At 44.8% G+C, this 22,632-nt stretch carries 22 protein-coding genes; 6 read left to right on the top strand and 16 right to left on the bottom strand.

Annotation, left to right across the window (positions count from 1 at the left end):
- Positions 1 to 74 precede the first annotated feature (74 nt).
- The gene (locus R7P72_RS11420) at positions 75 to 680 is read left to right on the top strand and encodes a YtjB family periplasmic protein (protein WP_005391677.1); all 606 of its coding nucleotides are present in this window, start codon (positions 75 to 77) and stop codon (positions 678 to 680) included.
- Between the two features lie 94 nt (positions 681 to 774).
- Here the strand turns inward: R7P72_RS11420 and deoD are convergent, their stop codons facing one another.
- The 4 genes from deoD to deoC all read right to left on the bottom strand — a co-directional run bounded on the left by deoD (position 775) and on the right by deoC (position 5,129).
- Positions 775 to 1,494, bottom strand: coding sequence for a purine-nucleoside phosphorylase (deoD, locus tag R7P72_RS11415; protein WP_005380140.1), 720 nt, complete (start codon positions 1,492 to 1,494; stop codon positions 775 to 777).
- 143 nt (positions 1,495 to 1,637) lie between these two features.
- Positions 1,638 to 2,858 (bottom strand): phosphopentomutase, encoded by a 1,221-nt coding sequence (locus R7P72_RS11410; RefSeq protein WP_005380135.1) that lies wholly within the window; start codon positions 2,856 to 2,858, stop codon positions 1,638 to 1,640.
- A 68-nt stretch (positions 2,859 to 2,926) separates the two neighbouring features.
- Complete coding sequence (deoA, locus tag R7P72_RS11405) at positions 2,927 to 4,255, bottom strand: thymidine phosphorylase (protein WP_318110513.1); 1,329 nt, start codon at positions 4,253 to 4,255, stop codon at positions 2,927 to 2,929.
- 97 nt (positions 4,256 to 4,352) lie between these two features.
- Positions 4,353 to 5,129, bottom strand: coding sequence for a deoxyribose-phosphate aldolase (gene deoC / locus R7P72_RS11400; RefSeq protein WP_005380133.1), 777 nt, complete (start codon positions 5,127 to 5,129; stop codon positions 4,353 to 4,355).
- A 90-nt stretch (positions 5,130 to 5,219) separates the two neighbouring features.
- On the opposite strand from deoC, the gene R7P72_RS11395 reads away from it, so the two are divergent.
- Positions 5,220 to 5,354: a hypothetical protein gene (locus R7P72_RS11395; RefSeq protein ID WP_005391675.1), complete on the top strand. Its 135-nt coding sequence runs from the start codon at positions 5,220 to 5,222 to the stop codon at positions 5,352 to 5,354.
- Between the two features lie 358 nt (positions 5,355 to 5,712).
- On the opposite strand, the gene R7P72_RS11390 is transcribed toward R7P72_RS11395, so the two are convergent.
- From R7P72_RS11390 to R7P72_RS11365, 6 genes are all read right to left on the bottom strand, one after another.
- Entirely contained in the window at positions 5,713 to 6,996 is a 1,284-nt protein-coding gene (locus R7P72_RS11390) for a NupC/NupG family nucleoside CNT transporter (RefSeq protein WP_005380131.1), read from the bottom strand.
- A 204-nt stretch (positions 6,997 to 7,200) separates the two neighbouring features.
- The gene (locus tag R7P72_RS11385; protein ID WP_005380129.1) at positions 7,201 to 7,974 is read right to left on the bottom strand and encodes a TatD family hydrolase; all 774 of its coding nucleotides are present in this window, start codon (positions 7,972 to 7,974) and stop codon (positions 7,201 to 7,203) included.
- Positions 7,961 to 8,158 (bottom strand): DUF5363 family protein, encoded by a 198-nt coding sequence (locus tag R7P72_RS11380; RefSeq protein WP_005380125.1) that lies wholly within the window; start codon positions 8,156 to 8,158, stop codon positions 7,961 to 7,963. Before R7P72_RS11380 ends, R7P72_RS11385 begins: the two co-directional genes overlap by 14 nt.
- Before the next feature lie 94 nt (positions 8,159 to 8,252).
- Positions 8,253 to 9,842, bottom strand: coding sequence for a peptide chain release factor 3 (prfC, locus tag R7P72_RS11375; protein ID WP_005380123.1), 1,590 nt, complete (start codon positions 9,840 to 9,842; stop codon positions 8,253 to 8,255).
- Between the two features lie 285 nt (positions 9,843 to 10,127).
- On the bottom strand, positions 10,128 to 10,583 hold the full coding sequence (rimI, locus tag R7P72_RS11370) for a ribosomal protein S18-alanine N-acetyltransferase (protein ID WP_005380122.1): 456 nt from the start codon (positions 10,581 to 10,583) through the stop codon (positions 10,128 to 10,130).
- Between the two features lie 12 nt (positions 10,584 to 10,595).
- A complete protein-coding gene (locus R7P72_RS11365) occupies positions 10,596 to 10,997 on the bottom strand; it encodes a DNA polymerase III subunit psi (RefSeq protein WP_005380121.1) in 402 nt (133 codons plus the stop codon).
- A 159-nt stretch (positions 10,998 to 11,156) separates the two neighbouring features.
- On the opposite strand from R7P72_RS11365, the gene R7P72_RS11360 reads away from it, so the two are divergent.
- Positions 11,157 to 11,603 (top strand): hypothetical protein, encoded by a 447-nt coding sequence (locus R7P72_RS11360; RefSeq protein ID WP_005380120.1) that lies wholly within the window; start codon positions 11,157 to 11,159, stop codon positions 11,601 to 11,603.
- 62 nt (positions 11,604 to 11,665) lie between these two features.
- On the opposite strand, the gene R7P72_RS11355 is transcribed toward R7P72_RS11360, so the two are convergent.
- Entirely contained in the window at positions 11,666 to 12,169 is a 504-nt protein-coding gene (locus R7P72_RS11355) for a GNAT family N-acetyltransferase (protein ID WP_005380119.1), read from the bottom strand.
- Positions 12,153 to 12,680 carry an SCP2 domain-containing protein gene (locus R7P72_RS11350; protein ID WP_005394645.1) on the bottom strand — a complete coding sequence of 176 codons (528 nt, stop codon included), beginning with the start codon at positions 12,678 to 12,680 and terminating at the stop codon, positions 12,153 to 12,155. The genes R7P72_RS11355 and R7P72_RS11350 overlap by 17 nt, the downstream gene beginning before the upstream one ends.
- A gap of 363 nt (positions 12,681 to 13,043) precedes the next feature.
- Between R7P72_RS11350 and R7P72_RS11345 the strand changes: the two genes are divergently transcribed.
- From R7P72_RS11345 to R7P72_RS11335, 3 genes are all read left to right on the top strand, one after another.
- Positions 13,044 to 15,083 (top strand): bifunctional diguanylate cyclase/phosphodiesterase, encoded by a 2,040-nt coding sequence (locus R7P72_RS11345; RefSeq protein ID WP_005380112.1) that lies wholly within the window; start codon positions 13,044 to 13,046, stop codon positions 15,081 to 15,083.
- Positions 15,084 to 15,216: 133 nt separating this feature from the next.
- Positions 15,217 to 16,230, top strand: a complete 1,014-nt coding sequence (locus R7P72_RS11340) for a peptidase U32 family protein (protein WP_005380110.1) — start codon at positions 15,217 to 15,219, stop codon at positions 16,228 to 16,230.
- A 20-nt stretch (positions 16,231 to 16,250) separates the two neighbouring features.
- Positions 16,251 to 17,129, top strand: a complete 879-nt coding sequence (locus R7P72_RS11335; protein ID WP_005380107.1) for a U32 family peptidase — start codon at positions 16,251 to 16,253, stop codon at positions 17,127 to 17,129.
- A gap of 53 nt (positions 17,130 to 17,182) precedes the next feature.
- On the opposite strand, the gene R7P72_RS11330 is transcribed toward R7P72_RS11335, so the two are convergent.
- The 4 genes from R7P72_RS11330 to pnp form a co-directional block, all read right to left on the bottom strand.
- Positions 17,183 to 18,529 (bottom strand): MATE family efflux transporter, encoded by a 1,347-nt coding sequence (locus R7P72_RS11330; RefSeq protein ID WP_005380105.1) that lies wholly within the window; start codon positions 18,527 to 18,529, stop codon positions 17,183 to 17,185.
- Positions 18,530 to 18,653: 124 nt separating this feature from the next.
- Positions 18,654 to 19,076, bottom strand: coding sequence for a MarR family winged helix-turn-helix transcriptional regulator (locus R7P72_RS11325; RefSeq protein WP_005394653.1), 423 nt, complete (start codon positions 19,074 to 19,076; stop codon positions 18,654 to 18,656).
- Positions 19,077 to 19,173: 97 nt separating this feature from the next.
- Positions 19,174 to 20,094: a lipoprotein NlpI gene (gene nlpI / locus R7P72_RS11320; RefSeq protein ID WP_213907272.1), complete on the bottom strand. Its 921-nt coding sequence runs from the start codon at positions 20,092 to 20,094 to the stop codon at positions 19,174 to 19,176.
- Between the two features lie 178 nt (positions 20,095 to 20,272).
- Positions 20,273 to 22,408 (bottom strand): polyribonucleotide nucleotidyltransferase, encoded by a 2,136-nt coding sequence (gene pnp, locus R7P72_RS11315; RefSeq protein WP_005380098.1) that lies wholly within the window; start codon positions 22,406 to 22,408, stop codon positions 20,273 to 20,275.
- Positions 22,409 to 22,632 lie beyond the last annotated feature (224 nt).

Genomic DNA, 22,632 nt, shown 5'->3' with positions numbered 1-22,632 from the left:
ACTTTGCTAAAACGTTACCTCAACAAACTAAAAAGGCAAGTCTTTGTTTTATTTTAAATGGATGAGTAAAGAGCATGAGTGAATCTTTGTTCTCAGTAAGGAATGCCCTAAGAATTCTGGCACTAATCCTACTGTGTGTGATGTTGTTTATCACAATAAAAAACAGTGTTGTGATCAGTAAGGGTAATGAGAAAATTCAAGCACAACAGCTTGAAACGCTCACCAAAGTTTTGATTTCACAGGCGTCTCTTTCTGCCAGTGAGATGATTTTAACTAAAGATCAAGAACGATTACTTCAGCTAACAAACCAGCTAGCACAAGACCGTTTAGTGTTTGATGCAACAATCTACGATGCACAGGGTGTACGTTTAGCGTCTAGTGAAGAGGCATTATCGGTACGCGAAGTTCTTGGCCTGGATACGCCTTTGGCAACAGCTTCCATTGGTCGCCAGCAGTTGGTTGAACCAGTTTTTGCAGATGGTGCGCTTATCGGTTTTGTTCGCGTGACCTTTGAGACGGGCCGGGTGACGGCTATTTCTGACCACCACTATCGCAAGAGCGATCGTTATATGTACATGATGGTCTTAATGAGCTTTGTCTGTGGTATGTTGTTCATCTTGATTTTACGTCGACAACCGATACGTCGTAAAAAAGCGCCAAACCTGCTGCTAACCAAGTAACTAGGTAGCGCTAACAACTCATATAAAAACAGCCCGCAATGTGTGGGCTGTTTTTTAGCTCTTGAGAGCGAAAAATAGAATGACTCTTCGTCGCTTACTCTTCGTCACCAAGCAATACTGAATCTAGTGCGATTAGCATCATGTCGTTGAATGTCGTTTGACGCTCGTCAGATGTAGTCTGTTCGCCAGTCTTGATATGATCAGAAACCGTACAGATTGTCAGAGCTTTTGCACCGTATTCTGCCGCAACACCGTAAATACCAGCCGCTTCCATTTCAACACCAACAATGCCGTACTTGTCCATTACATCGAACATTTCTGGATCTGGCGTGTAGAAAAGCTCTGCTGAGAATAGGTTACCAACTTTAACGTCAATACCGCGAGCTTTTGCAGCGTCTTCTGCCGCACGAACCATGTTGTAGTCTGCGATTGCCGCGAAGTCATGACCTTTAAAGCGGATACGGTTCACTTTAGAGTCAGTACATGCACCCATGCCGATCACAACATCACGCACTTTGATGTCTTCATTCACTGCGCCACAGCTGCCAACACGGATGATTTTCTTCACGCCGAAGTCTTTGATTAGTTCAGTCGCGTAAATCGAGCATGATGGGATACCCATACCGTGGCCCATTACTGAGATCTTACGGCCTTTGTATGTGCCTGTGTAACCAAACATATTACGAACGTCACACACTTGAACGACATCTTCAAGGAAAGTCTCTGCGATGTATTTTGCACGTAGTGGATCACCAGGCATCAGTACGACGTCTGCAAATGCACCCATTTCAGCATTGATATGTGGAGTTGCCATTTTCTTTTCCTTAACCTTTCTCTAGCGCTCCGCGCTTAAGGCGATATAAGCCAGAGTATTCTCATTTCCGACAAGCAGCATTTACATACTGCAAACATAAAACTAGGAGCAATCAAGCTCCTAGTTTTCAAAAACCTAACTAATTATAGGAAGTTCTTACCGTAATCCATTGGAGAAGTACCGAAGTAACTTGCCAATGTTTGACCGATATCTGCGAATGTTTCGCGGCGGCCAAGAGAACCAGCTGGTACTTTTTGACCATAAACCAATACTGGGATGTGCTCACGAGTATGGTCAGTACCTGGCCATGTTGGGTCACAGCCGTGGTCTGCCGTTAGGATAAGCACATCGTCTTCTTCCATAATCTCTAGCACTTCGTTGATACGACCATCGAAGTACTCAAGTGCCGCTGCGTAACCCGCTACGTCACGACGGTGACCGTAAGCTGAGTCGAAGTCTACAAAGTTAGTGAATACGATCGTGTTGTCGCCCGCTTCTTTGATTTGCTCTAGCGTTGCTTCGAACAATGCAGGGATACCTGTCGCTTTCACTTTCTTAGTGATGCCGCAGTTTGCGTAGATATCAGCAATCTTACCAATAGAAACCACGTTGCCTTGCTTCTCTTCAACAAGTTTCTGTAGAACCGTTGCTGATGGTGGCTCAACAGAAAGGTCACGACGGTTACCGGTACGCTCAAATTGACCTTTACCAGCACCAACAAATGGACGCGCGATAACACGACCAATGTTGTAATCTTCTAGCTCTTCACGTGCGATTTGGCAAAGCTCTAGTAGACGGTCTAGACCGAAAGTCTCTTCGTGACATGCGATTTGGAATACAGAGTCCGCAGAGGTGTAGAAGATTGGTTTGCCAGTCTTCATGTGCTCTTCACCAAGATCGTCAAGAACTTGAGTACCAGATGCGTGGCAGTTACCTAGGAAACCGTCAAGACCTGCACGCTCAAGAATGCGGTCAGTCAATTCTTTCGGGAAGCTGTTTGCTTTGTCAGTGAAGTAACCCCAGTCAAACAGAACAGGCACACCTGCGATTTCCCAGTGACCAGACGGCGTGTCTTTACCTGAAGAAAGCTCTGCTGCATGACCGTATGCACCAATGATTTCAGCGTCTGCGTCTAGTCCAGGTGCGAAGCGACCTGTCGATTCTTTATGCGCCATTGCCAAACCAAGTTTCGATAGATTTGGAAGGCGAAGTACACCTTGGCGATTGTCGTTATCTGCTAAGCCTTTTTCACATTGGTCAGCGATGTGACCTAGTGTGTCTGAACCTACATCACCAAATTCTTTAGCGTCGGCAGTTGCACCGATACCGAATGAGTCTAGTACTAAAATAAATGCTCTTTTCATTGCTCGTTCCTTAGGCCCACTCGGCTTTTTATTATGGTTGAGTAGGCCTTGTGTAATTACTTGTTCTATTAGATATCTTCTGCACGAATTTGGCGGTAAACCTCTGGAGTTGGTGTGTATTCACCACCTACTTTGATTGCACTGCGCAGTGCTTTTGCCGCTTCTTCCCATTGCTCTTCAGTGCGAGCGTGGATGACCGCAAGAGGTTTATCACTGTCTGCGACCTCACCTAGGCGGATGAACTTGTCGAAACCAACTGCGTAGTCGATTTCATCAGTAGCAACACGACGACCACCACCCATAGCAACCACAGCCATGCCGATAGCACGTGTATCCATTGCAGAGACAATGCCCGTTTCTGTTGCGTAAACTGGCTTGATGATTTCTGCTTTTTCTAAGTAGTTGTCGTAGTTTTCTACGAAGTCAGCAGGGCCGCCTAAGCCAGCAACCATCTTGCCGAAGCACTCAGCCGCTTTGCCGTTATCCAGCACTTCCATCAGTTTTGCGCGTGCGTCTTCTGTGTTCTCAGCAAGCTTGCCAAGTACTAACATTTCAGCACATGAAGCCATGGTCACTTCAAGTAGACGAGGGTTACGGTATTCACCTGTTAAGAAACGAACCGCTTCACGAACTTCTACTGCGTTACCCGCTGAAGACGCCAATACTTGGTTCATGTCCGTAAGAATTGCCGTAGTCTTAGTGCCAGCACCGTTTGCTACCGCAACGATTGATTTTGCTAGCTCTTCAGACGCTTCGTAAGTTGGCATAAATGCACCTGAACCCACTTTTACGTCCATCACTAGCGATTCCAGACCCGCCGCCAGTTTCTTAGAAAGGATCGACGCCGTAATCAGGGAGATATTGTCTACCGTTGCGGTAATATCACGAGTCGCGTAAACACGCTTATCCGCAGGAGCAAGGTCACCAGTTTGACCGATGATCGCCACACCAGCGTCTTTGGTTACTTGACCAAAAACATCGTTGCTCGGCGTAATGTTGTAACCAGGGATAGATTCAAGTTTATCCAGCGTACCGCCTGTATGACCAAGACCGCGGCCAGAGATCATAGGTACGAAACCGCCACACGCTGCCACCATTGGGCCAAGCATTAAAGAAGTTACGTCACCCACACCACCGGTTGAGTGTTTGTCGACAATTGGACCACCGAAGTTCATGTGGCTCCAGTCGATAACCATGCCCGAATCACGCATTGCACACGTTAAGGCGATGCGCTCATCCATGGTCATTTCATTAAAGAAAATCGTCATAGCAAACGCCGCAATCTGACCTTCAGATACCGTGTTGTTCGCTACGCCTTGAATAAAGAAGTTGATTTCGTCTGCGGTAAGTACTTCACCGTCACGTTTTTTACGAATGATTTCTTGTGGTAAATACATTAGTGCCTCCCAAGCTCTTTTGAGCCATGGTTGTAGTAGGATAGAAGAGGTTTGGTAGCACCCGTTTAGGTGCTACCGTTCAGACGTATTATTGGAATTAGTACGCTGTTGGATCAGCGACGTCGTCCGATACTTCTAATGTATTTAGTAGGTTGGTTAGCAGGCTAGACGCACCAAAACGGTAGTGACGAGCATCAACCCAGTTGTCACCTAGGATTTCGTCAGCCATTGCTAGGTATGCTGCTGCGTCTTCAGCAGTGCGCACACCACCTGCTGGTTTGAAACCAACAGTTTCTGCAACACCCATGTCGCGAATAACTTCAAGCATCATACGAGCGTATTCTGGTGTTGCGTTTACTGGCACTTTACCAGTTGAAGTTTTAATGAAGTCAGCACCTGCTTCAATACAGATTTGAGATGCTTTCTTGATTAGTGCTTCTTCTTTTAGTTCACCTGTTTCGATGATCACTTTAAGAAGAATGTCACCACAAGCTTCTTTACATTGCTTAACTAGTTCGAAGCCTACTTTCTCATCACCCGCCATTAGCGCGCGGTAAGGAAAAACTACGTCAACTTCGTCTGCACCGTAAGCAACCGCCGCTTTTGTTTCAGCAACTGCGATTTCAATGTCGTCGTTACCATGTGGGAAGTTCGTTACTGTTGCAATACGAACCTCTGGCGTACCTTGCTCACGAAGTGTCTTCTTAGCAATAGGAATAAAGCGAGGGTAAATACAAATTGCAGCTGTGTTGCCTACTGCTGTTTTCGCGTCATGACATAGTGAGATCACTTTTGCATCAGTGTCATCGTCATTCAACGTAGTTAGGTCCATAAGTTTAAGTGCACGTAGCGCTGCTGCTTTTAAATCGCTCATTTCTATCTCCGATCAATATTCAAAAAATTCACTACTCAGCCTTACATCACGTCTTTAACTATAATCAACAAGTCGAGACAATGTGAGTAAATGGCTAAACAGTCTATTAATGAACGGACTTGGTTCCCTGAAGACTCGGCATATACAGCGAAAATTTATCATATGCCAATTGCTATCCTTGTCACCGCACAGTACCAGTTTGGCCTATGGCACAACAATCTATGATTGCGGTGTCTTTAATATCACATCACAAAGCAAAACGCCTATTAGATCTGATATTGCAGGGCAATTCATTTGCCCATCGATTATGTAATATTCATTACGTGATTAAGAATCAAGCTTAACCACTATCCTGTGATTAATACATTATAGAGTTTCACCGCAAAACTGTAGCACCAAATAGAGCGCAAACGGTTTGTATCTCAAAATTTCCTAGCCCCTATTCCATTGACTGCGTAATACCTCGACTAAGGCAAACACCCGATGAAATTTTGGAGCCCGAAAAACGAAAAATGCCCCGCAGCAATCTCTTGCTACAGGGCATGATGTAAAACGGCGTCTATATATTAAGAACCGATTCTAATTATAGTGCTGCAAGGCTTAAGCAGAAGCCTGCAATTGTCGCTGCCATAAGGTTAGACAACGTACCTGCAAGAACTGCTTTAACACCCATGCGAGCGATGTCACTACGACGGTTTGGTGCAAGGCTACCTAGACCACCAAGTAGAATCGCGATAGAAGAAAGGTTCGCGAAACCACATAGTGCGAATGAGATGATAGCTGTTGTCTTCTCAGACATTACTTCACCAGTTGCCGCGATTACTTGAGCGTTTTCACCTAGATATGGTGTGAAGTTCAAGTAAGCAACGAATTCGTTCACTACGATTTTCTGACCGATGAATGAACCAGCTGTTACAGCTTCTGCCCATGGAACACCGATTAGGAATGCTAGTGGAGAGAACGCGTAACCTAGGATTAGCTCTAGTGTTAGTTCTGGCATGCCGAACCAACCACCGATGCCACCTAGCATACCGTTGATTAGCGCGATTAGACCAACGAATGCGATTAGCATTGCACCTACGTTAAGCGCAAGTTGTAGACCAGAAGCCGCACCGCCCGCAGCTGCGTCGATTACGTTAACTGGTTTGTCGTCACCGCCGTCCATCGCTTCTTCGATACTTTCGTGAGGCTGGTCAGTCTCTGGGTGAAGGATTTTAGCGAACAGTAGACCACCTGGTGCTGCCATGAATGATGCCGCAACTAGGTACTCTAGTGGAACACCCATAGATGCGTAACCAGCTAGTACACCACCAGCAACAGAAGCTAGACCACCACACATTACCGCGAATAGCTCTGATTGAGTCATTTTTGGAACGAATGGGCGAACAACTAGAGGTGCCTCAGTTTGACCTACGAAAATGTTAGCTGCCGCTGACATTGATTCCGCACGAGAAGTGCCTAGCGCTTTTTGTAGTGCGCCACCAAGAATCTTGATAACCCATTGCATAACGCCAATGTAGTAAAGAACTGAAATCAGTGCAGAGAAGAAGATCAGTGTAGGAAGAACACGGAATGCGAAGATGAAACCGCCGCCGCCGAATACTTCGAACATCTTGTCAGAAACAAGACCACCGAACAGGAATGATGAACCATCGTTACCGTAGTTGATAACGTTAGAAACACCTGAAGAGAAACCGTTTAGTAGATCACGGCCCCAAGGTACATACAGAACAAATGCACCTAATGCGAATTGGATAGCGAATGCGCCACCCACAGTTCTAAAGTTGATAGCTTTTCGGTTGTTAGAAAATGCCACTGCAATCGCAAGAAGCACTACCATACCGATTAGGCTCATAAACAGGCTCATAGTTTATGACTTCCTTATAAGTTATTTATTGGCGTGTTACAAAATGGAGCTATAAAGCGGGGGCAATTATACTCATGCAGAATCAATTAAAGTAATGCCAGCCTCACACTTTCCTATAAGATTCATGATTGATTCAACCAGCTTTGTGAGTTAATTCACAATAAGCAGGAAAACGTTTTCGATTTCAAACCACATCTTTAGATTTTATTCACATATCGAGAAAGCAAAATTGCTATTTTTCCACAGTTGAGAGGCAATCGATTGCTTTCGGCCGTTATGCAACTCTACGAGCTCATTAAAGACGTGAATGAGTTTGGCTGGGTGATTTGACTCCCCTTGATATCCAAGTATAGGCATATCTGGTGCGTCTGTTTCGATTACTAGGTTTTCGAGTGGTAATTTTTGAATTGCGTCGCGTGTTTTCTTGGCTCTTGGGTAGGTAATCGTTCCTCCTACACCGATAAAAAAACCTAATTTGACCCACTCCATGGCTTGCTGATAACTCCCAGAAAAAGCGTGTAGCACACCACCTCTAGGGAGATTCGCCGCTTTCACCATTTGAATGAGGCGATTGTGCGCTTTTCGGCTATGTAAAATAACTGGGAGTTCGAAGCGTCTAGCCAGCTCAAATTGAACTTCAAGTATCTTTTCTTGCAACTGTGGATCAACATCAATGGCAAAATCTAAACCACACTCTCCTATTGCCACGCACTGCTGCCCTTTTTGATTTAGATAGCCTTCTAGCTCTGTGAGGTGCTGCTCAACGTTATCTTCAAGAAAATACGGATGAAAGCCGAGCGCATAATACAAATTGGCATGTTGCTCTGCCAAAGTTTGAATACGAGCCCAGTTTTGCGGACCGACGGAAGGAATCAAAATTCTTGCGACGCCTTGCGTTTGAGCAAGCTCAAGTTGATGTGCAAAGTCATCTTGAAACACATCAAAATCAAAGTGGCAGTGCGTATCAAAGAGCTTCATCTTGACGCTTTTTATCTGTATCTGCGGGCAGAAAATCAGAGGATGGTTGGGCTTCACTCTTCTCTTCAGTTTGATGGGCTGGGTCTTTTCGATATGGGACACAACTGCGTTTCTGATCGGGAGTTAACCCCATCTCTTTACACCAGTTGTCGTAACGCTTTAGCCCACGTTTAAACCAATTCATATCTTATCCTTATATAAAAACGCCCTTGGCTAAGTTTATAGCCAAGGGCGTTTTAAAATCTAGTTTGCGTTAAGGCTTACCCTAACCGCGCAAATTAGTGCTCACGCGTCGCACGGAAATCAACGTCAGGGAAACGCTCTTTCGCCAAGTTTAAGTTAACCATTGTTGGGGCGATATACGTTAGGTTATCACCACCATCCAATGCTAAGTTCGCTTGATTCTTGCGTTGGAACTCATCCAGTTTCTTCGCATCACCACACTCAACCCAACGAGCAGTTGCAACGTTAATGCCTTCATAAATCGCTTCAACGTTATACTCAGATTTCAAACGAGCCACAACAACATCGAACTGAAGTACACCAACGGCACCAACGATCAGATCGTTGTTCTGTAGAGGACGGAATACCTGTACCGCACCTTCTTCTGATAGCTGAACCAAACCTTTGAGAAGCTGCTTCTGCTTTAATGGATCTTTCAGGCGAATACGACGGAATAGTTCCGGAGCGAAGTTCGGAATACCAGAGAACTTCAGTGATTCACCTTGCGTAAAGGTATCACCAATCTGAATAGTGCCGTGGTTGTGTAGACCAATGATGTCACCGGCGTAAGCGTGTTCTGCACGTGCACGGTCACCAGCCATAAAGGTTACTGCATCAGAGATACTCACTTGCTTGCCAAGACGAACGTGGTTCATCTTCATACCTTGCGTGTAAGTGCCCGATACAATACGCATGAATGCGATACGGTCGCGGTGTTTTGGGTCCATATTCGCTTGGATCTTAAATACGAAACCAGAGAACTTCTCTTCAGTCGCTTCAACTTCACGTTCAACCGCTTGACGAGTTTTCGGCGCTGGAGCCCATTCAGTTAGACCGTCTAGCATATGATCCACACCAAAGTTACCTAATGCAGTACCGAAGTAAACTGGCGTCAGGTCACCTGTTAAGAACATTTCCAAATCAAACTCAGGGCAAGCACCCATGACAAGCTCAAGCTCTTCTCGAACACTTTCCGCAAGGCCTGCACCAACTTTTTCATCAAGCTCTGGGTTGTCGAGACCTTTGATGATTCGAACTTCTTGAATCTCATGACCGTGACCTGATTCGTATAAAATCGTTTCATCACGGTGAATGTGGTAAACACCTTTAAACTCTTTACCACAGCCGATTGGCCATGTGATTGGCGCACACATCATGCCCAATTCGTTTTCTACTTCATCCAATACTTCCATTGGATCACGAACGTCACGGTCAAGTTTGTTCATGAAGGTTACGATTGGCGTGTCACGTAGACGTGTAACTTCCATTAGTTTACGAGTACGGTCCTCAACACCTTTCGCTGCATCGATAACCATCAGACATGAGTCAACTGCCGTTAGAGTACGGTAAGTATCTTCCGAGAAGTCTTCGTGTCCAGGCGTATCAAGTAGGTTTACCAGACAATCGTTGTAAGGGAACTGCATTACAGAAGTAGTAACCGAGATACCACGTTCCTTTTCCATTTCCATCCAGTCTGATTTTGCGTGCTGTGCGTTACCACGACCTTTAACCGTACCTGCTTTTTGGATCGCGTTTCCGAATAACAGTACTTTTTCAGTAATGGTGGTTTTACCCGCATCCGGGTGAGAAATAATAGCGAACGTTCTGCGCTTAGACACTTCGCCTAAAAAAAGGGGATTTGACATTAGTTAATCTTCTAAATTACTTTCATGCTCACAAAATAGGCAAGCATATCTACTATTCGATATTGTGCGGTATTCTCGCTTATTATCGCTGTGCTAGCAAACTGGAAAGACATGAACTGAATTTACTCGGCTCACCAGCCTTTACCTGCAACTAACAAGGGAAAGCCAGCTCCACACAAAGAGATGTAAAAATTCAAAAAATTATTATTACATATTCAAAAGCCTCGAATCCGGATACGCATTTAAAGCATAAGTGTTGATGAGGTAATTAGTAACGGCCTAAAACTAACTCAAAAATAAGTAACTCATGATAATGGCGTCTTCCTTACCATTTCCCGATTTAGCTGGGTAATAGTTGTAACGACGGTCCACTTCATTAAAACCTGCTTGCTCATAAATATGGATAGCTGGGTGATTACTTTCACGCACTTCTAACCAAGCACTCTCTGCTTTGGCTTGTTCACAGTATTCAATAAACGCGTCCAGCAATTTTTGCCCTAGCCCTCTGCCCTGTTGAGAAGGCGCTACTGCAATATTTAATAGTGTCACTTCTCCAACAATATTCTGTCCATAGAAGTAACCAACCACTTGAGAGCCTTCCAGCATCACATGATGGCAAGCACCGCGACTGGATAAGTCACGAACCAAAGATTCGGCCCAAGGGTGAGAATGTGCTTGCTGCTCGATTTGCCAAACTTGGTCGAGGTGCTCTGCACGCATCGGCGTAATTTCAATTGTCACGCATTAGCTCCGTTAAGAAGAGTACGAACAGATTTGTTGCCACAATGCGCGGCGCTGTTCGTTATTACCATCAATATCTTGTAATAGTGGCGAGGTCAGGTGCTTTGCCTTGATGCTTTGATCAGCCTCACAGCCTGCAAACCACACCCACTCTAGCTGATGTTCACCCAGCATGGATAAGCGCTCAGGCTCTAGGTGTAGCGCATCATCAAGCGTGAGCTTAATGCTTTTTAATACGCGCTCAAACATCAATGCCGTCTCGTTTTCTGGACATATTGGCGATACCAATAGGAGTTTACATGAACTTTGCAAATCCAATAATGGCGATTGATAGCCTTCCAGTCTTTCAGGGTGTACCAGCTCCCATGTGCTGATCCCCATTTCACGTAAATACTGTTTCTCGTTAATTGACATTTTCCGTCACCTATTTGAACGAGGGCAATCCTATCAAATTATCGCGATTATACCTAAAGGACTTCAAGGAACACCTGAACACAATGAGATGATTTGGATATTCCTGAACATAGCGTTTTGCCAACGGCCACACATTGGGTATGACATATGAGGTACATTATGAAATTCTTAAATACGCTACTACTTTGCACACTGGTAGCCGCCACCAGCGTGAGTGTTTTTGCTAATAACAGCGATGAGTGGGAGCTGATTGCAACGAAAACCGTTAACTTTCATACAGAAACAGATACCGTGACACCAAATAGCCTATTCCGAAACCGAAGCTTCAGTAAAATAAAACTAAAATGTGTGCAAGGAACGGTAGACATGAATGGTTTAAAAGTCGTCATGACAGATGGTAGTGAGAAAAAGCTTTCCTCTATGGGCGTACTAACAAGCGGATTGTCGACTCGTGCCTGGAGCCTTCCAGGTACAAAAGAAGCCAAGCTAAAACGGATTGAAATGACTTACAGTAGCTGGGGAAGCACAAAACTTAGCCTGCTAGGGGTAAGTAAAAAAGCGAAAATAGAGGTCTGGGGCAAAAAGAAAAGTAACCAGTCATCCTAACCTCCCTATCTCAGTTTTCAGTGAATAAGAAAGAAGCCCACTTAGTCGTGGGCTTCTTTCATTTACAGTTCAGAGAACTCTGGCGCATAGTCTATGCGTCCGGAGCGTCCAGCACATTGACCTTCGACCAACTCTGCGACTCGAAATGCACCTTTAGGGACATCCCAAGCACATTCAAAGCCCATCTCGTCGCATGATTGAAAACCCTGGCGCGCGTAATAATCAGGATCGCCCAACACCACACACACTGGGTAACCAAAATCACGCAGTGAATCAAAACCTTCTTTGATTAACTCTGCAGCGATGCCTTGGCGACGGTAATCTTCATGAACAGCTAATGGCGCTAGCCCTTGCCATGACAAATCTTCACCATTTAAGGTCACAGGGCTAAATAAAGCATGGCCTATCACCTCTCCCTCATCTGTACACGCGACTAAGGAAAGCGTGAATTTGCTGTTTTCGCGCAAACGCATCACAAGCTCAGCTTCAGCTTCCGTCGGGAAGGCGTGTTTCAATAAGCGGTCAATGGTAAGAATGTCCGCTGGGGCTTCAGTTCGAATAAGCATTCGCTACTCCGGTTGGTTGTGCAGGCGCTTGAACTCCTTTCTGAACAAAATCAGCCAATTGATTCAAAGCGACTTGCATTGCTTTCGGTAACTGCTCTAAGTCGACACTGTCCATTAAGTTTTTCACTTCTAAGCCAAGCTCAGTATCACCTTCAATTGAAAGGCGACGTTGGAAGAACAGTGTGTCAGGGTCTTCTTTACGACCAGCAATCAGTACTAGGTCGTTTAGATTACCACTAAAACTCACATCTTCCTGAACTGGTTTTTCAGCTACCACCAATTTTTCGTCTTGATAGCTGATGTACCATGCTAAGTTCAAGTCTTTAATCGCAACTTTTAACCACTTGTCTTCAAGGAACTCAAAGTCACCATCTTCCAAGGCTTCTTTAAACACCATTTTTAGCCCTTCTAGCAACGCTTTTTGCTGAATTGGCTGTGGTAATAACTGGACTGGAGAACGCAAAATATTAGCTGCGTTCTTTACTAGTTGACTGCGAATCTTGTTTAACACGTTCATTATCCGTTACTTTGTCATTAGGTTGCTTATATTAAGCAATCGTGGCGATGAGATTACTGTTATGTATCAATAAAGTGCTTATTTTAGATTGGTGGTTTATTGCTCACTAACGCTTCTTTTTTTGAACTTACGTGTATTATTGATGCGAACAGGTGGATAAACACTTTTACAACCGTATTTTCAAAGTTATAGTTATCTGAGCGTATCCATGTGATTGTCGACTGCACAGCTAAAACCGCGAGCCCTTTAATGGCAAGTAACACTTTAGCTTGGTGGTAGACCGCCGCAGGCTTATCAGGGTGTCGCTTTTTATACACGGACGAATAATCTGGCTCATTGGAGATCGGTAATACCCTAATGCCTTCCCAGCAATTAAAACATTGGTTTGCCACGCTAACCTCAAATAGCCCTTTCTTCTTTGCCATTCTTGATAAAAAACACAATTATCGAATGGTAAGTGACCGTTACTGCGATATCGCAGGTTTAAGTCATGAGGAAATCGTCGGCTTAAACGATTGCCAAGTGCTGGGTGAACAGTTTTATAAGAAGCTTGCACCATACTATCAGCGCGCGTTCAAAGGGGCACATGTCGAAGCCGAAATCACGCTCGATGAAACCGACCTTGAAACCAGTCTTCACTTTAGTCTTTCGCCAGTTTTTGAAGGTAACGACATTCGCTTTGTTGTTTTTCACGCTGTCGATACTTCAGAAAAGCAGATACTCGTTCGCTCCTTAGAAGAGTCCGAAAGTAAGTTTGCGAAGTTAACACAACTGCTACCAGACGGCTTACTGCTTATCGAAGATGATATTGTCATCTCTGCGAACCCCGCATCAGCGCGCCTTCTCGGACTTAACTCTCCTCATGAATTGTTGGGCGAAGAGCTAAGTCGTTTATTCATCGATGAAAACAGTAAAAAGGTATTTAGTCATCGATTGAGTACATTAATTTCTGACAAACCTTTTGTCTGCTTAACCAGTGCAAGATGCGGCTTTGAACGGAAAGTTCAGCTACACGCGGATTCCACGGCGATATTAGGTAGCGAATCTCAAATTATCCTAATTCAAGATGCTGATGATGCGCCCAAAAACCTGTCTTCTGCATCGAATGAAGACATACACATTGACTCGCTCACCAAACTCTACAACCGCTTTGGCTTCACCAAACGTTTGGAACAGCTGATCAAAAAGCAAACACCGCTTCTGGTGTTCTATTTGGATATCGATAACTTCAAAAACATTAATGACTCACTTGGTCACCATATTGGCGATAAAGTGATTCAAGAGGTATCGGCCCGTCTTAAACGGTTACTACCAAACCAAGCGATTATTGGTCATTTGGGTGGCGATGAGTTTGGCGTCATTCTGCCGGAGCCAGAAAATACCCGCATGGCTGAAATTTTGTCCGATCGCATTATCTCGTTGATCAACCAACCTTTCGACTTGCACCACTTCAGCAAACGCCTTGCCTGTTCAATTGGTAGCGTTCGATACCCTGAAGACGGACAAGATGCACGAATCCTACTACAAAATGCCGATACTGCGATGTATGAAGCCAAAGATCGTGGTAGAAATCGTCTGATCAAATTTAACGATCAAATGAACAAAGAAGCGCGTATGCGTTTGTGGCTTGAAATCGAACTGCAAAAAGCATTGCAGCAGAACGGTTTGGAAGTGTGGTATCAACCTAAGGTTAACGCGCGAGACTTCAGTATCAACGGCGCAGAAGCGCTCGTTCGTTGGAAGCATCCAGTCGAAGGGTACATTAGTCCTGGCTCATTCATTCCTGTCGCCGAGCGCGCTGGGTTAATCGAACACCTTGGACGTGTCGTGATGCGTGATGTTTTCAATACGGTAAAACGTTGGAAGCAACAAGGCATACTGCCAGGCCGTGTCGCCATCAACCTCTCTCCCGAGCAATTTGGCAACCCACAGCTGATCGACTTTATGGAAAAGCTGCTTCGCACTACCGAGCTTGATCCAAGCTGCATTACCTTCGAGCTAACCGAAAGTGCCGTGATGAGTGATAGCGAACATACACTGCAGATGTTGAATGCGATTAAAAAGCTTGGCTTCGCTCTCTCTATCGATGACTTTGGTACCGGCTACTCTTCTCTTTCCTACTTAGCGCGTTTCCCTATTGACGAGCTAAAAATCGACCGCGCTTTTATTAATGATATCGACACACTACCGAAACAAGTCACTGTGATTGAAAACATCATTAATCTGGGTAAGTCGCTCGACTTAACTGTCGTTGCCGAGGGGGTGGAAACCCACCAGCAAGCTACTTTGCTCTCTAACCTTCAATGTAATGCGATTCAAGGATTCCATTTTTATCGCCCGCAGCCAAAACATGAAATTGAAGAGCTGTTTGTACAGAATCGTCGTCACAAGAACTAACCCCGACCCGATACCCTTACTCGCAAGGGGTAAATATCGACTTTATTGAGCTAAACCTAACTTAGGTCAATTTCGCTATTCATAATTCTTCATAAAATGCGGACACCTTTTTATTCTCAATGATTGTGAGCATATGGAACTCTTGTGTCCCGCGGGTAACCTGCCTGCGTTAAAAACTGCGATTGATTGCGGTGCCGATGCCGTCTACATTGGTTTCAAAGATGATACCAACGCCCGTCACTTTGCTGGCCTCAACTTTAACGGCAAAAAGTTAGAAAAAGCGGTGCAATACGTTCATGACCGCAATAAAAAAATTCATGTCGCGTTGAATACCTTCGCTCATCCCAATGGCTTCGAGCGCTGGACGAACGCAGTAGACAATGCAGCGGCACTGGGTGTAGACGCGCTGATTGTTGCAGACATTGCAGTGCTGGAGTACGCGGCTCGCAAATATCCCGATCTGGAACTACACCTTTCAGTGCAAGCATCAGCGACCAACGTCGCAGCCATTGATTTTTACAAACAAAACTTCAACGTAAAACGGGTAGTGCTACCCCGCGTTTTATCGATTCATCAGGTCAAACAGCTCTCACGCAACATCACTAGCGATGTCGAGTTAGAAGTCTTTGCTTTTGGTAGCCTTTGCATCATGTCTGAAGGTCGCTGCTACCTATCGTCATACATGACAGGCGAGTCTCCAAACACTGTGGGAGCATGCTCTCCAGCTAAGTACGTTCGCTGGCAAGAAACAGAAAATGGTCTGGAATCCCGCCTTAACGACATTTTGATCGATCGCTACAGCACCGGTGAAAATGCGGGCTACCCTACCTTGTGTAAAGGCCGTTTCGAAGCAGAAATCGAAGGCGAGAAAAAACGCTACCACGCACTGGAAGAACCAACCAGTTTGAACACCCTCTCTATGCTGCCAGAACTATTTGCTGCAAATGTGGCGTCTGTAAAAATTGAAGGTCGCCAACGTAGCCCAGCTTACGTAGAACAAGTCACTCGAACATGGCGAGCCGCGATTGACCGTTACCAAGCAAACCCAGAAGCTTATCAAGTCGAAGCGGCTTGGGATGCCGCATTGGCAAACGTGTCTGAAGGTACGCAGACCACACTTGGTGCTTATCACCGCAAATGGCAGTAGAGGTTAAGATGGATAATTCAATGAAATACGCGCTTGGCCCGCTGTTGTACTTCTGGCCAAAACAAGACATCGAAGCGTTTTATGAACAAGCGAAATCAAGCTCCGCGGACATCATCTATCTTGGGGAAACCGTATGCTCAAAACGTCGAGAAATGAAGCCTTCGCATTGGCTTGAAATAGCAAAAGAGCTGTCTGCATCTGGCAAGCAAGTGGTGCTATCAACAATGGCACTACTAGAAGCTCCGAGTGAAGTAAACATAATGAAGAAGTACATCGACAACGGTGACTTCGCGATTGAAGCAAATGACGTATCTGCTGTTCAATTGGCATCAGAGCATAAAGTGCCTTTCGTCGTTGGCCCTGCAATCAATACTTATAACGCACACACGCTCAACTTATTTTTGAAGCAAGGTATGATGCGTTGGTGCATGCCTGTCGAGCTCTCTCGCGAATGGTTAAACGATACTTTGGTTCAGTGTGACGAGCTTGGTATTCGTAACAAGTTTGAAGTTGAGGTATTTAGCCACGGTTATTTGCCTTTAGCATATTCCGCTCGCTGTTTCACAGCCCGAGCTGAAAACCTAGCGAAAGACGATTGCGAAACCTGCTGTATCAAATACCCTACGGGTATCCAGGTCAGCAGCCAAGAAGGACAAGAAGTCTTTAACCTTAACGGCATTCAAACGCAATCAGGGTATTGTTATAACCTGATCAATGACTTACCAAGTATGCAAGGCCTGGTTGATGTGGTCCGATTAAGCCCTCTCGGTGTGAGTACACTTTCTGAGTTAGAGCATTTTCGCTCAAACGAGCACGGCGACAACCCTGAAAAACTTGAAAGCCGCCAATGCAATGGCTATTGGCATCAGCTAGCTGGCTTAGAAGTAAAAAACATTTAGCTCCCCAAAAAAGAAAAGCGAGGCCCAACCTCGCTTTTCTCTATCAGCCATTGTTAACAGGCTTGCACTGTTGGCTCAGCCGAAGTTTCATTAAGCAGCTTTTTCACATCTCGCCACAACATACTGATCACGACCAAACTCAATGCAATGTTAGACAATGGGAAAGCTAACCAAATGCCTGTCACGCCGAAAAGTTTCGGCATAATGAATAAGAATGGCAACTGGACCAGCATGTTGCCTAGTGTTACAAACATAGCTTTGCTGCCTTTGTTTACTGATTGATAGTACGCGGCCGCCACAACTAAAAAACCATCTAAGAACAACGCAAACATGTGTAAACGAATCCCGATCACAGTGCTATCAATCAACTGTTGGTCAGCATTATTAAACACCGCAACCAGTTCGTACGGGAAAAGGTTCATCAAAACAACGAACGCCACCCCACCAAGCACAGATGTCCCCATCGCGACCTTTAATAACTTTCTGATGTTCTCCTGATTACGTGCACCGTGGTTGAAGCTCACTAAAGGCTGCATACCATTCGCAATTCCTTCGGCTATCAGATAGTAAACCGTCACGATGTACCCCAAAATGGCGTACGCTCCGATCAACATTGCACTTCCGTATTGAGCAAATAACGCGTTGTGCAGTGCCACCATCACAGAGCCGTAGGCGTACATAAAGAAACTTGATGTACCTATCATGATAATCTTTGGTGCAGCATCAACCTGAACTTTGAAGTCGCGGATACGAAGGCGTAATGTTGCTTTTGAAGTAAAGAAGTAACCAATACCGAGCACAGTGACCACTAATTGTGCAAGTGCAGTGGCAATAGCGGCTCCGGTTAACTCCCACTCCAACCAAGCAATAAATACGTAGTCTAATACGATGTTAATAACGGCACCGATGACCATCAAAATCGTTGCTAAGTTCGGGCTGTCGTCATTGCGTAACAGAAACGGAACTGCGATAGAACCCAACGTGAATACGCACGCGACAATCAGAATATGCAAATATTGCAGCGCAAGTTCAAACACTCGCCCTTCCGCACCTTGCCAGCGAATAAATTCATCCGAAAACAAGAACAATATTGTAGCAACGACCGGCATCAATGCCGCTAACAACGTCAATCCGGTCGTTAGGATTCGCTTAGCGCCTTCATGATCGTTCTCTCCTTGCTTGATCGAAGTCAGCGCGCCAGTCCCCACCCCAATCATCATTCCTATACCGAGGATCGAACCGATAATAGGCCACGCAACATTGATCCCAGCTAATCCGTCAGCGCCAACATAACGGCCAATAAAAATGCCATCAACTATTTGATACAAACCGTTTACGAGCATTGCTACGACGGTTGGAATCGTATATTTCCAAAACTGTCTATAAATTGAGTTTTGCATGACTGTCACCAGTAGTTAGCAAAGCTAACCATTTAATTAGCAAGACTAACTAAATGGTTAAATTAAATAAAAGAAAGATGAAACAACAAAAACTAAACCATACAGCTGAGGCCTTTGCTTTAGTTTAAAATGACTTATTACTCAATGCTTTATTCAGTAAAGCTTGTAACTGCTCAGCTTCTTGCTGATTTAATTGTTGCATCATTTGTTCAGAGATATCTTTGTACACTACCTGCTCCAAAGACATTTTTTCTGCGACTTCTTCTGTAAGCAACACACGCTTAGCGCGAGCATCCTCATTACATGCGATGCGTTTCACCAAACCCTTTTTTTCCAAACGCACAACCATTGTCGATGCGGAAGGCTTAGTCACTTGCAGCTCTTCTGCAAGATCGGTTATTCGCACACCCTCAGGGTAAACCTGAATCACACGTAAATAATCGAACTCATTAAAGCTTAGATGTGATAATGGATCTTCTTTGGCATAGACACGCCAAGCTTTGGCGCAAAAACGCTCTAAATCAATCAAGCTTTCTTCTAATGCCATAAAGCCACCACCACTTAGTTAGCAAGACTAACTATTTTAAATGAGTCACTCATCAAGTTCAATCATAAAAAAGCCGCTCTCATCGAGCGGCTCTAAATCATTCAATTTCCAGCTTATTGGCAGCCTTTAACTTGGCTAATCTATCTTGCTGTAATTGATCGTAGATTTGCGCCAGCTCCAAGAAAGAATAGCGATGCTCAACATAATCGTAAACGTTGAACGAAATCGCGAGCTTATAAAGTGAGATGGCACTTGCGATATCACTTTCAAGCTGATTACGCTTTCCAAGGTAGAAATACGTTTCCGTCAATCGTTCAGCTAGACGATAATTCTCTCTTGTTCCATCCATAATTGCTTTAAGAGCGTCTTCGTCCGAGACATCTCGCAGCATGATAGCAACAAGAACCCACCCCCACTCTTCACTGCGATCACGTAAATAACGCTGTTGAAGATTGGCTTTTGCTTGCTCTGGATTTTGCTCAGCTTCGATGATGTACAGCCATAATGAACGAAAAGGATCCATTGGCATTTCTTGATAATGCTTGGTCATATCTTCTAAAGCGAGATCGATTCGGCCACCATAATACAGTGCAATCGCACGGTTGCGCTCAGCATAGGTATTATCAGGAGCCAACTCTATGGTCGAGTCAAACGCTTCATATGCCGCATCAAACTCTCCTACTTGGGTAAAGTATACTCCCAAAAGATTGAAGATGTCCGGCTGAGCAGGATTCAACTGCAAAGACTGGTTAAAGTCCAAACGGGCAAGATCACGTAAACCAACGCTGTCGTAGTAGCTACCGCGCTCATAATGCATTTTAGCGCGCACTTCATCACTAAGGTCGGGACGTTGTAGCAACTGCGAGAGACGCGCGATTTGTACTTCTTGTTGAACACTAGGCTGAAGTGGCACCGCCATCGGTGGATATAACCACTTTTGTGCTGATTGTTGAGAAGTATTTGCACAACCGGTCAGCGCGATAGCAACACATAAAATTGCGGTTTGAAACCATTTCACTAATTGATACTCCTGTTTGGACCGCTCAAGATTTATTTCTCTTAATGCAATATAGGCGATAACCTCGTTTGAGGTTAATACATCGAAACAAACCAAAAAAGGGGAGCGAAAATGCTCCCCTTTTATAACATGCTTTCAGGCCCTTAATCTAATAAAAGGCTGAAAGTCTCATTTTGTCTTACTCGTCTTTAGCAGCTGGTGCTTCAGCAGCAGCTTCTTCAGCTGGCTTTTCTACCGCTTCTTTCATGCTTAGACGTACACGGCCTTGGCGGTCGATTTCAAGAACTTTAACTTGAACTTCTTGACCTTCAGCTAGGTAGTCAGACACTTTCTCTACGCGTTTTTCTGCGATTTGAGAAATGTGTACAAGACCATCTTTGCCTGGAAGAACCGTTACGAATGCACCGAAGTCTGCTAGACGTGCAACTTTACCTGTGTAGATACGGCCCACTTCAACTTCAGCAGTGATCTCTTCGATACGGCGGATAGCTTCTTTCGCAGCAGTGCCTTCAGTTGCCGCAATCTTGATAGTACCGTCGTCTTCGATTTCGATAGTTGTACCAGTCTCTTCAGTTAGAGCACGGATAACTGCACCACCTTTACCGATAACGTCTTTGATCTTCTCAGCGCTGATCTTCATCGTGTGAATACGCGGAGCAAATTCAGAGATGTCTTCACGAGCACCAGAGATTGCTTCATCCATTACAGATAGGATGTGCTTACGTGCGCCTTGAGCTTGGTTAAGCGCAATTTGCATGATTTCTTTAGTGATGCCTTCGATCTTGATGTCCATTTGAAGTGCAGTGATACCAGTGTTAGTACCTGCTACTTTAAAGTCCATGTCACCTAGGTGGTCTTCATCGCCAAGGATGTCAGAAAGTACAACGAAATCGTCACCTTCTTTAACAAGACCCATTGCAATACCAGCAACAGATGCTTTGATTGGTACACCTGCGTCCATAAGCGCAAGAGAAGTACCACATACTGAAGCCATTGAAGATGAACCGTTAGATTCAGTGATTTCCGATACAACACGTACTGTGTATGGGAACTCATCAACAGAAGGCATTACTGCAGCAATACCACGCTTCGCCAGTTTACCGTGGCCGATTTCACGACGCTTAGGAGAACCTACAAAACCAGTTTCACCTACACAGTATGGAGGGAAGTTGTAGTGCAGTAGGAAGTGATCTTTACGCTCACCAGTTAGCTCATCGATGATTTGAGCATCACGCTGAGTACCTAGCGTTGCCGTAACGATCGCCTGAGTTTCACCACGAGTGAATAGCGCGCTACCGTGAGTACGAGGAAGAACACCAGTACGTACATCTAGTGCACGAACCATGTCTTTTTCACGGCCATCGATACGAGGGTTACCTGCAATAATACGGCTACGTACTACTGTCTTCTCTAGATCATGGAAGATAGTGTGGATTTCTTTTGTGTCTGCTTCAGGATCTTCAGCAAGAAGAACTTCATTTACTTCCGCAGCGATCTCATGGATGCGGTCGTAACGAGCCATTTTCTCAGTAATTTGGTAAGCTTCAACAAGTTTAGCTTCTGCTAGATCAGCAATCTTATTTTTAAGCGCTGTGTTCTCTTCAGGAGCAACCCAATCCCAAGCAGGAGTTGCAACTTCTGCTTTGAATTCGTTGATAGCTTGAATAGCAACTTGTTGTTGGTCATGACCATAAACAACCGCCGCTAGCATTTCTTCTTCAGTTAGGTTGTCCGCTTCTGACTCAACCATCAGTACTGCTGACTCTGTACCTGCAACAACAAGGTCAAGCTTAGAAGTTTCTAGTTCAGTTTGGCTAGGGTTAAGTACAAGCTGACCATCGATATGACCAACACGCGCCGCACCGATAGGGCCGTTGAATGGAATGCCAGAGATAGCAAGAGCAGCAGAAGTACCGATCATTGTAACGATATCTGGCTGAACATCTGGGTTTACAGACATTACTGTCGCGATAACCTGAACTTCGTTTTTAAACGCGTCTGGGAATAGCGGACGGATTGGACGGTCGATTAGACGAGCTGTTAGCGTTTCGCCTTCAGAAGGACGACCTTCACGTTTGAAGAAGCCGCCTGGGATTTTACCCGCAGCGTAAGTACGCTCTTGGTAGTTAACCGTTAGTGGGAAGAAGTCTTGACCTGCAACGGCTTCTTTTTTACCTACAACAGATACGAATACAGACGTATCATCCATTGTGACCATAACTGCTGCTGTAGCTTGACGTGCAATAACGCCAGTTTCTAAAGTAACTGTGTGGTTACCGTACTGGAACGTTTTAACAACTGGTTTTTCGAACATTGTTATTCCTTGTTTCTAATCTTCCTTTAGTGCTTAAAGAAATCTTAGATGTGTTAATTGACACTCAAGGCATTACGAATCGCGACTAGTAAAAAGAAACTCGGAAATTCCTTTTGAATAGTCGCGACCTTTTGGTCGACGTGGTTGACTGTAATGCTATGAGCTTTTGAGAAAACCTCTTACAAGGTTTAGCCGCCAGTATTATAACGGCATAAGTCTAATTT

The organism is Vibrio sp. Vb0888 (assembly GCF_033338835.1).
Lineage (GTDB): Bacteria > Pseudomonadota > Gammaproteobacteria > Enterobacterales > Vibrionaceae > Vibrio > Vibrio alginolyticus.
The sequence above is the reverse complement of the archived record's forward strand: the minus strand, read 5'-3'. Positions and strand labels throughout refer to the sequence as shown.

Bases quoted from the DNA above. Each gene is read 5' to 3' on its own strand.
- R7P72_RS11420 (WP_005391677.1), top strand. From the start codon at position 75: ATGAGTGAATCTTTGTTCTCAGTAAGGAATGCCCTAAGAATTCTGGCA.
- R7P72_RS11345 (WP_005380112.1), top strand. From the start codon at position 13,044: ATGCCTTCCCAGCAATTAAAACATTGGTTTGCCACGCTAACCTCAAAT.
- R7P72_RS11365 (WP_005380121.1), bottom strand. From the start codon at position 10,997: ATGTCAATTAACGAGAAACAGTATTTACGTGAAATGGGGATCAGCACA.
- R7P72_RS11360 (WP_005380120.1), top strand. From the start codon at position 11,157: ATGAAATTCTTAAATACGCTACTACTTTGCACACTGGTAGCCGCCACC.
- R7P72_RS11410 (WP_005380135.1), bottom strand. From the start codon at position 2,858: ATGAAAAGAGCATTTATTTTAGTACTAGACTCATTCGGTATCGGTGCA.
- pnp (WP_005380098.1), bottom strand. From the start codon at position 22,408: ATGTTCGAAAAACCAGTTGTTAAAACGTTCCAGTACGGTAACCACACA.
- deoC (WP_005380133.1), bottom strand. From the start codon at position 5,129: ATGAGCGATTTAAAAGCAGCAGCGCTACGTGCACTTAAACTTATGGAC.
- deoD (WP_005380140.1), bottom strand. From the start codon at position 1,494: ATGGCAACTCCACATATCAATGCTGAAATGGGTGCATTTGCAGACGTC.
- R7P72_RS11325 (WP_005394653.1), bottom strand. From the start codon at position 19,076: ATGGCATTAGAAGAAAGCTTGATTGATTTAGAGCGTTTTTGCGCCAAA.
- R7P72_RS11380 (WP_005380125.1), bottom strand. From the start codon at position 8,158: ATGAATTGGTTTAAACGTGGGCTAAAGCGTTACGACAACTGGTGTAAA.
- R7P72_RS11340 (WP_005380110.1), top strand. From the start codon at position 15,217: ATGGAACTCTTGTGTCCCGCGGGTAACCTGCCTGCGTTAAAAACTGCG.
- deoA (WP_318110513.1), bottom strand. From the start codon at position 4,255: ATGTATTTACCACAAGAAATCATTCGTAAAAAACGTGACGGTGAAGTA.
- R7P72_RS11390 (WP_005380131.1), bottom strand. From the start codon at position 6,996: ATGAGCCTGTTTATGAGCCTAATCGGTATGGTAGTGCTTCTTGCGATT.
- R7P72_RS11330 (WP_005380105.1), bottom strand. From the start codon at position 18,529: ATGCAAAACTCAATTTATAGACAGTTTTGGAAATATACGATTCCAACC.
- prfC (WP_005380123.1), bottom strand. From the start codon at position 9,842: ATGTCAAATCCCCTTTTTTTAGGCGAAGTGTCTAAGCGCAGAACGTTC.
- R7P72_RS11355 (WP_005380119.1), bottom strand. From the start codon at position 12,169: ATGCTTATTCGAACTGAAGCCCCAGCGGACATTCTTACCATTGACCGC.
- R7P72_RS11395 (WP_005391675.1), top strand. From the start codon at position 5,220: ATGGCTAAACAGTCTATTAATGAACGGACTTGGTTCCCTGAAGACTCG.
- R7P72_RS11335 (WP_005380107.1), top strand. From the start codon at position 16,251: ATGAAATACGCGCTTGGCCCGCTGTTGTACTTCTGGCCAAAACAAGAC.
- R7P72_RS11385 (WP_005380129.1), bottom strand. From the start codon at position 7,974: ATGAAGCTCTTTGATACGCACTGCCACTTTGATTTTGATGTGTTTCAA.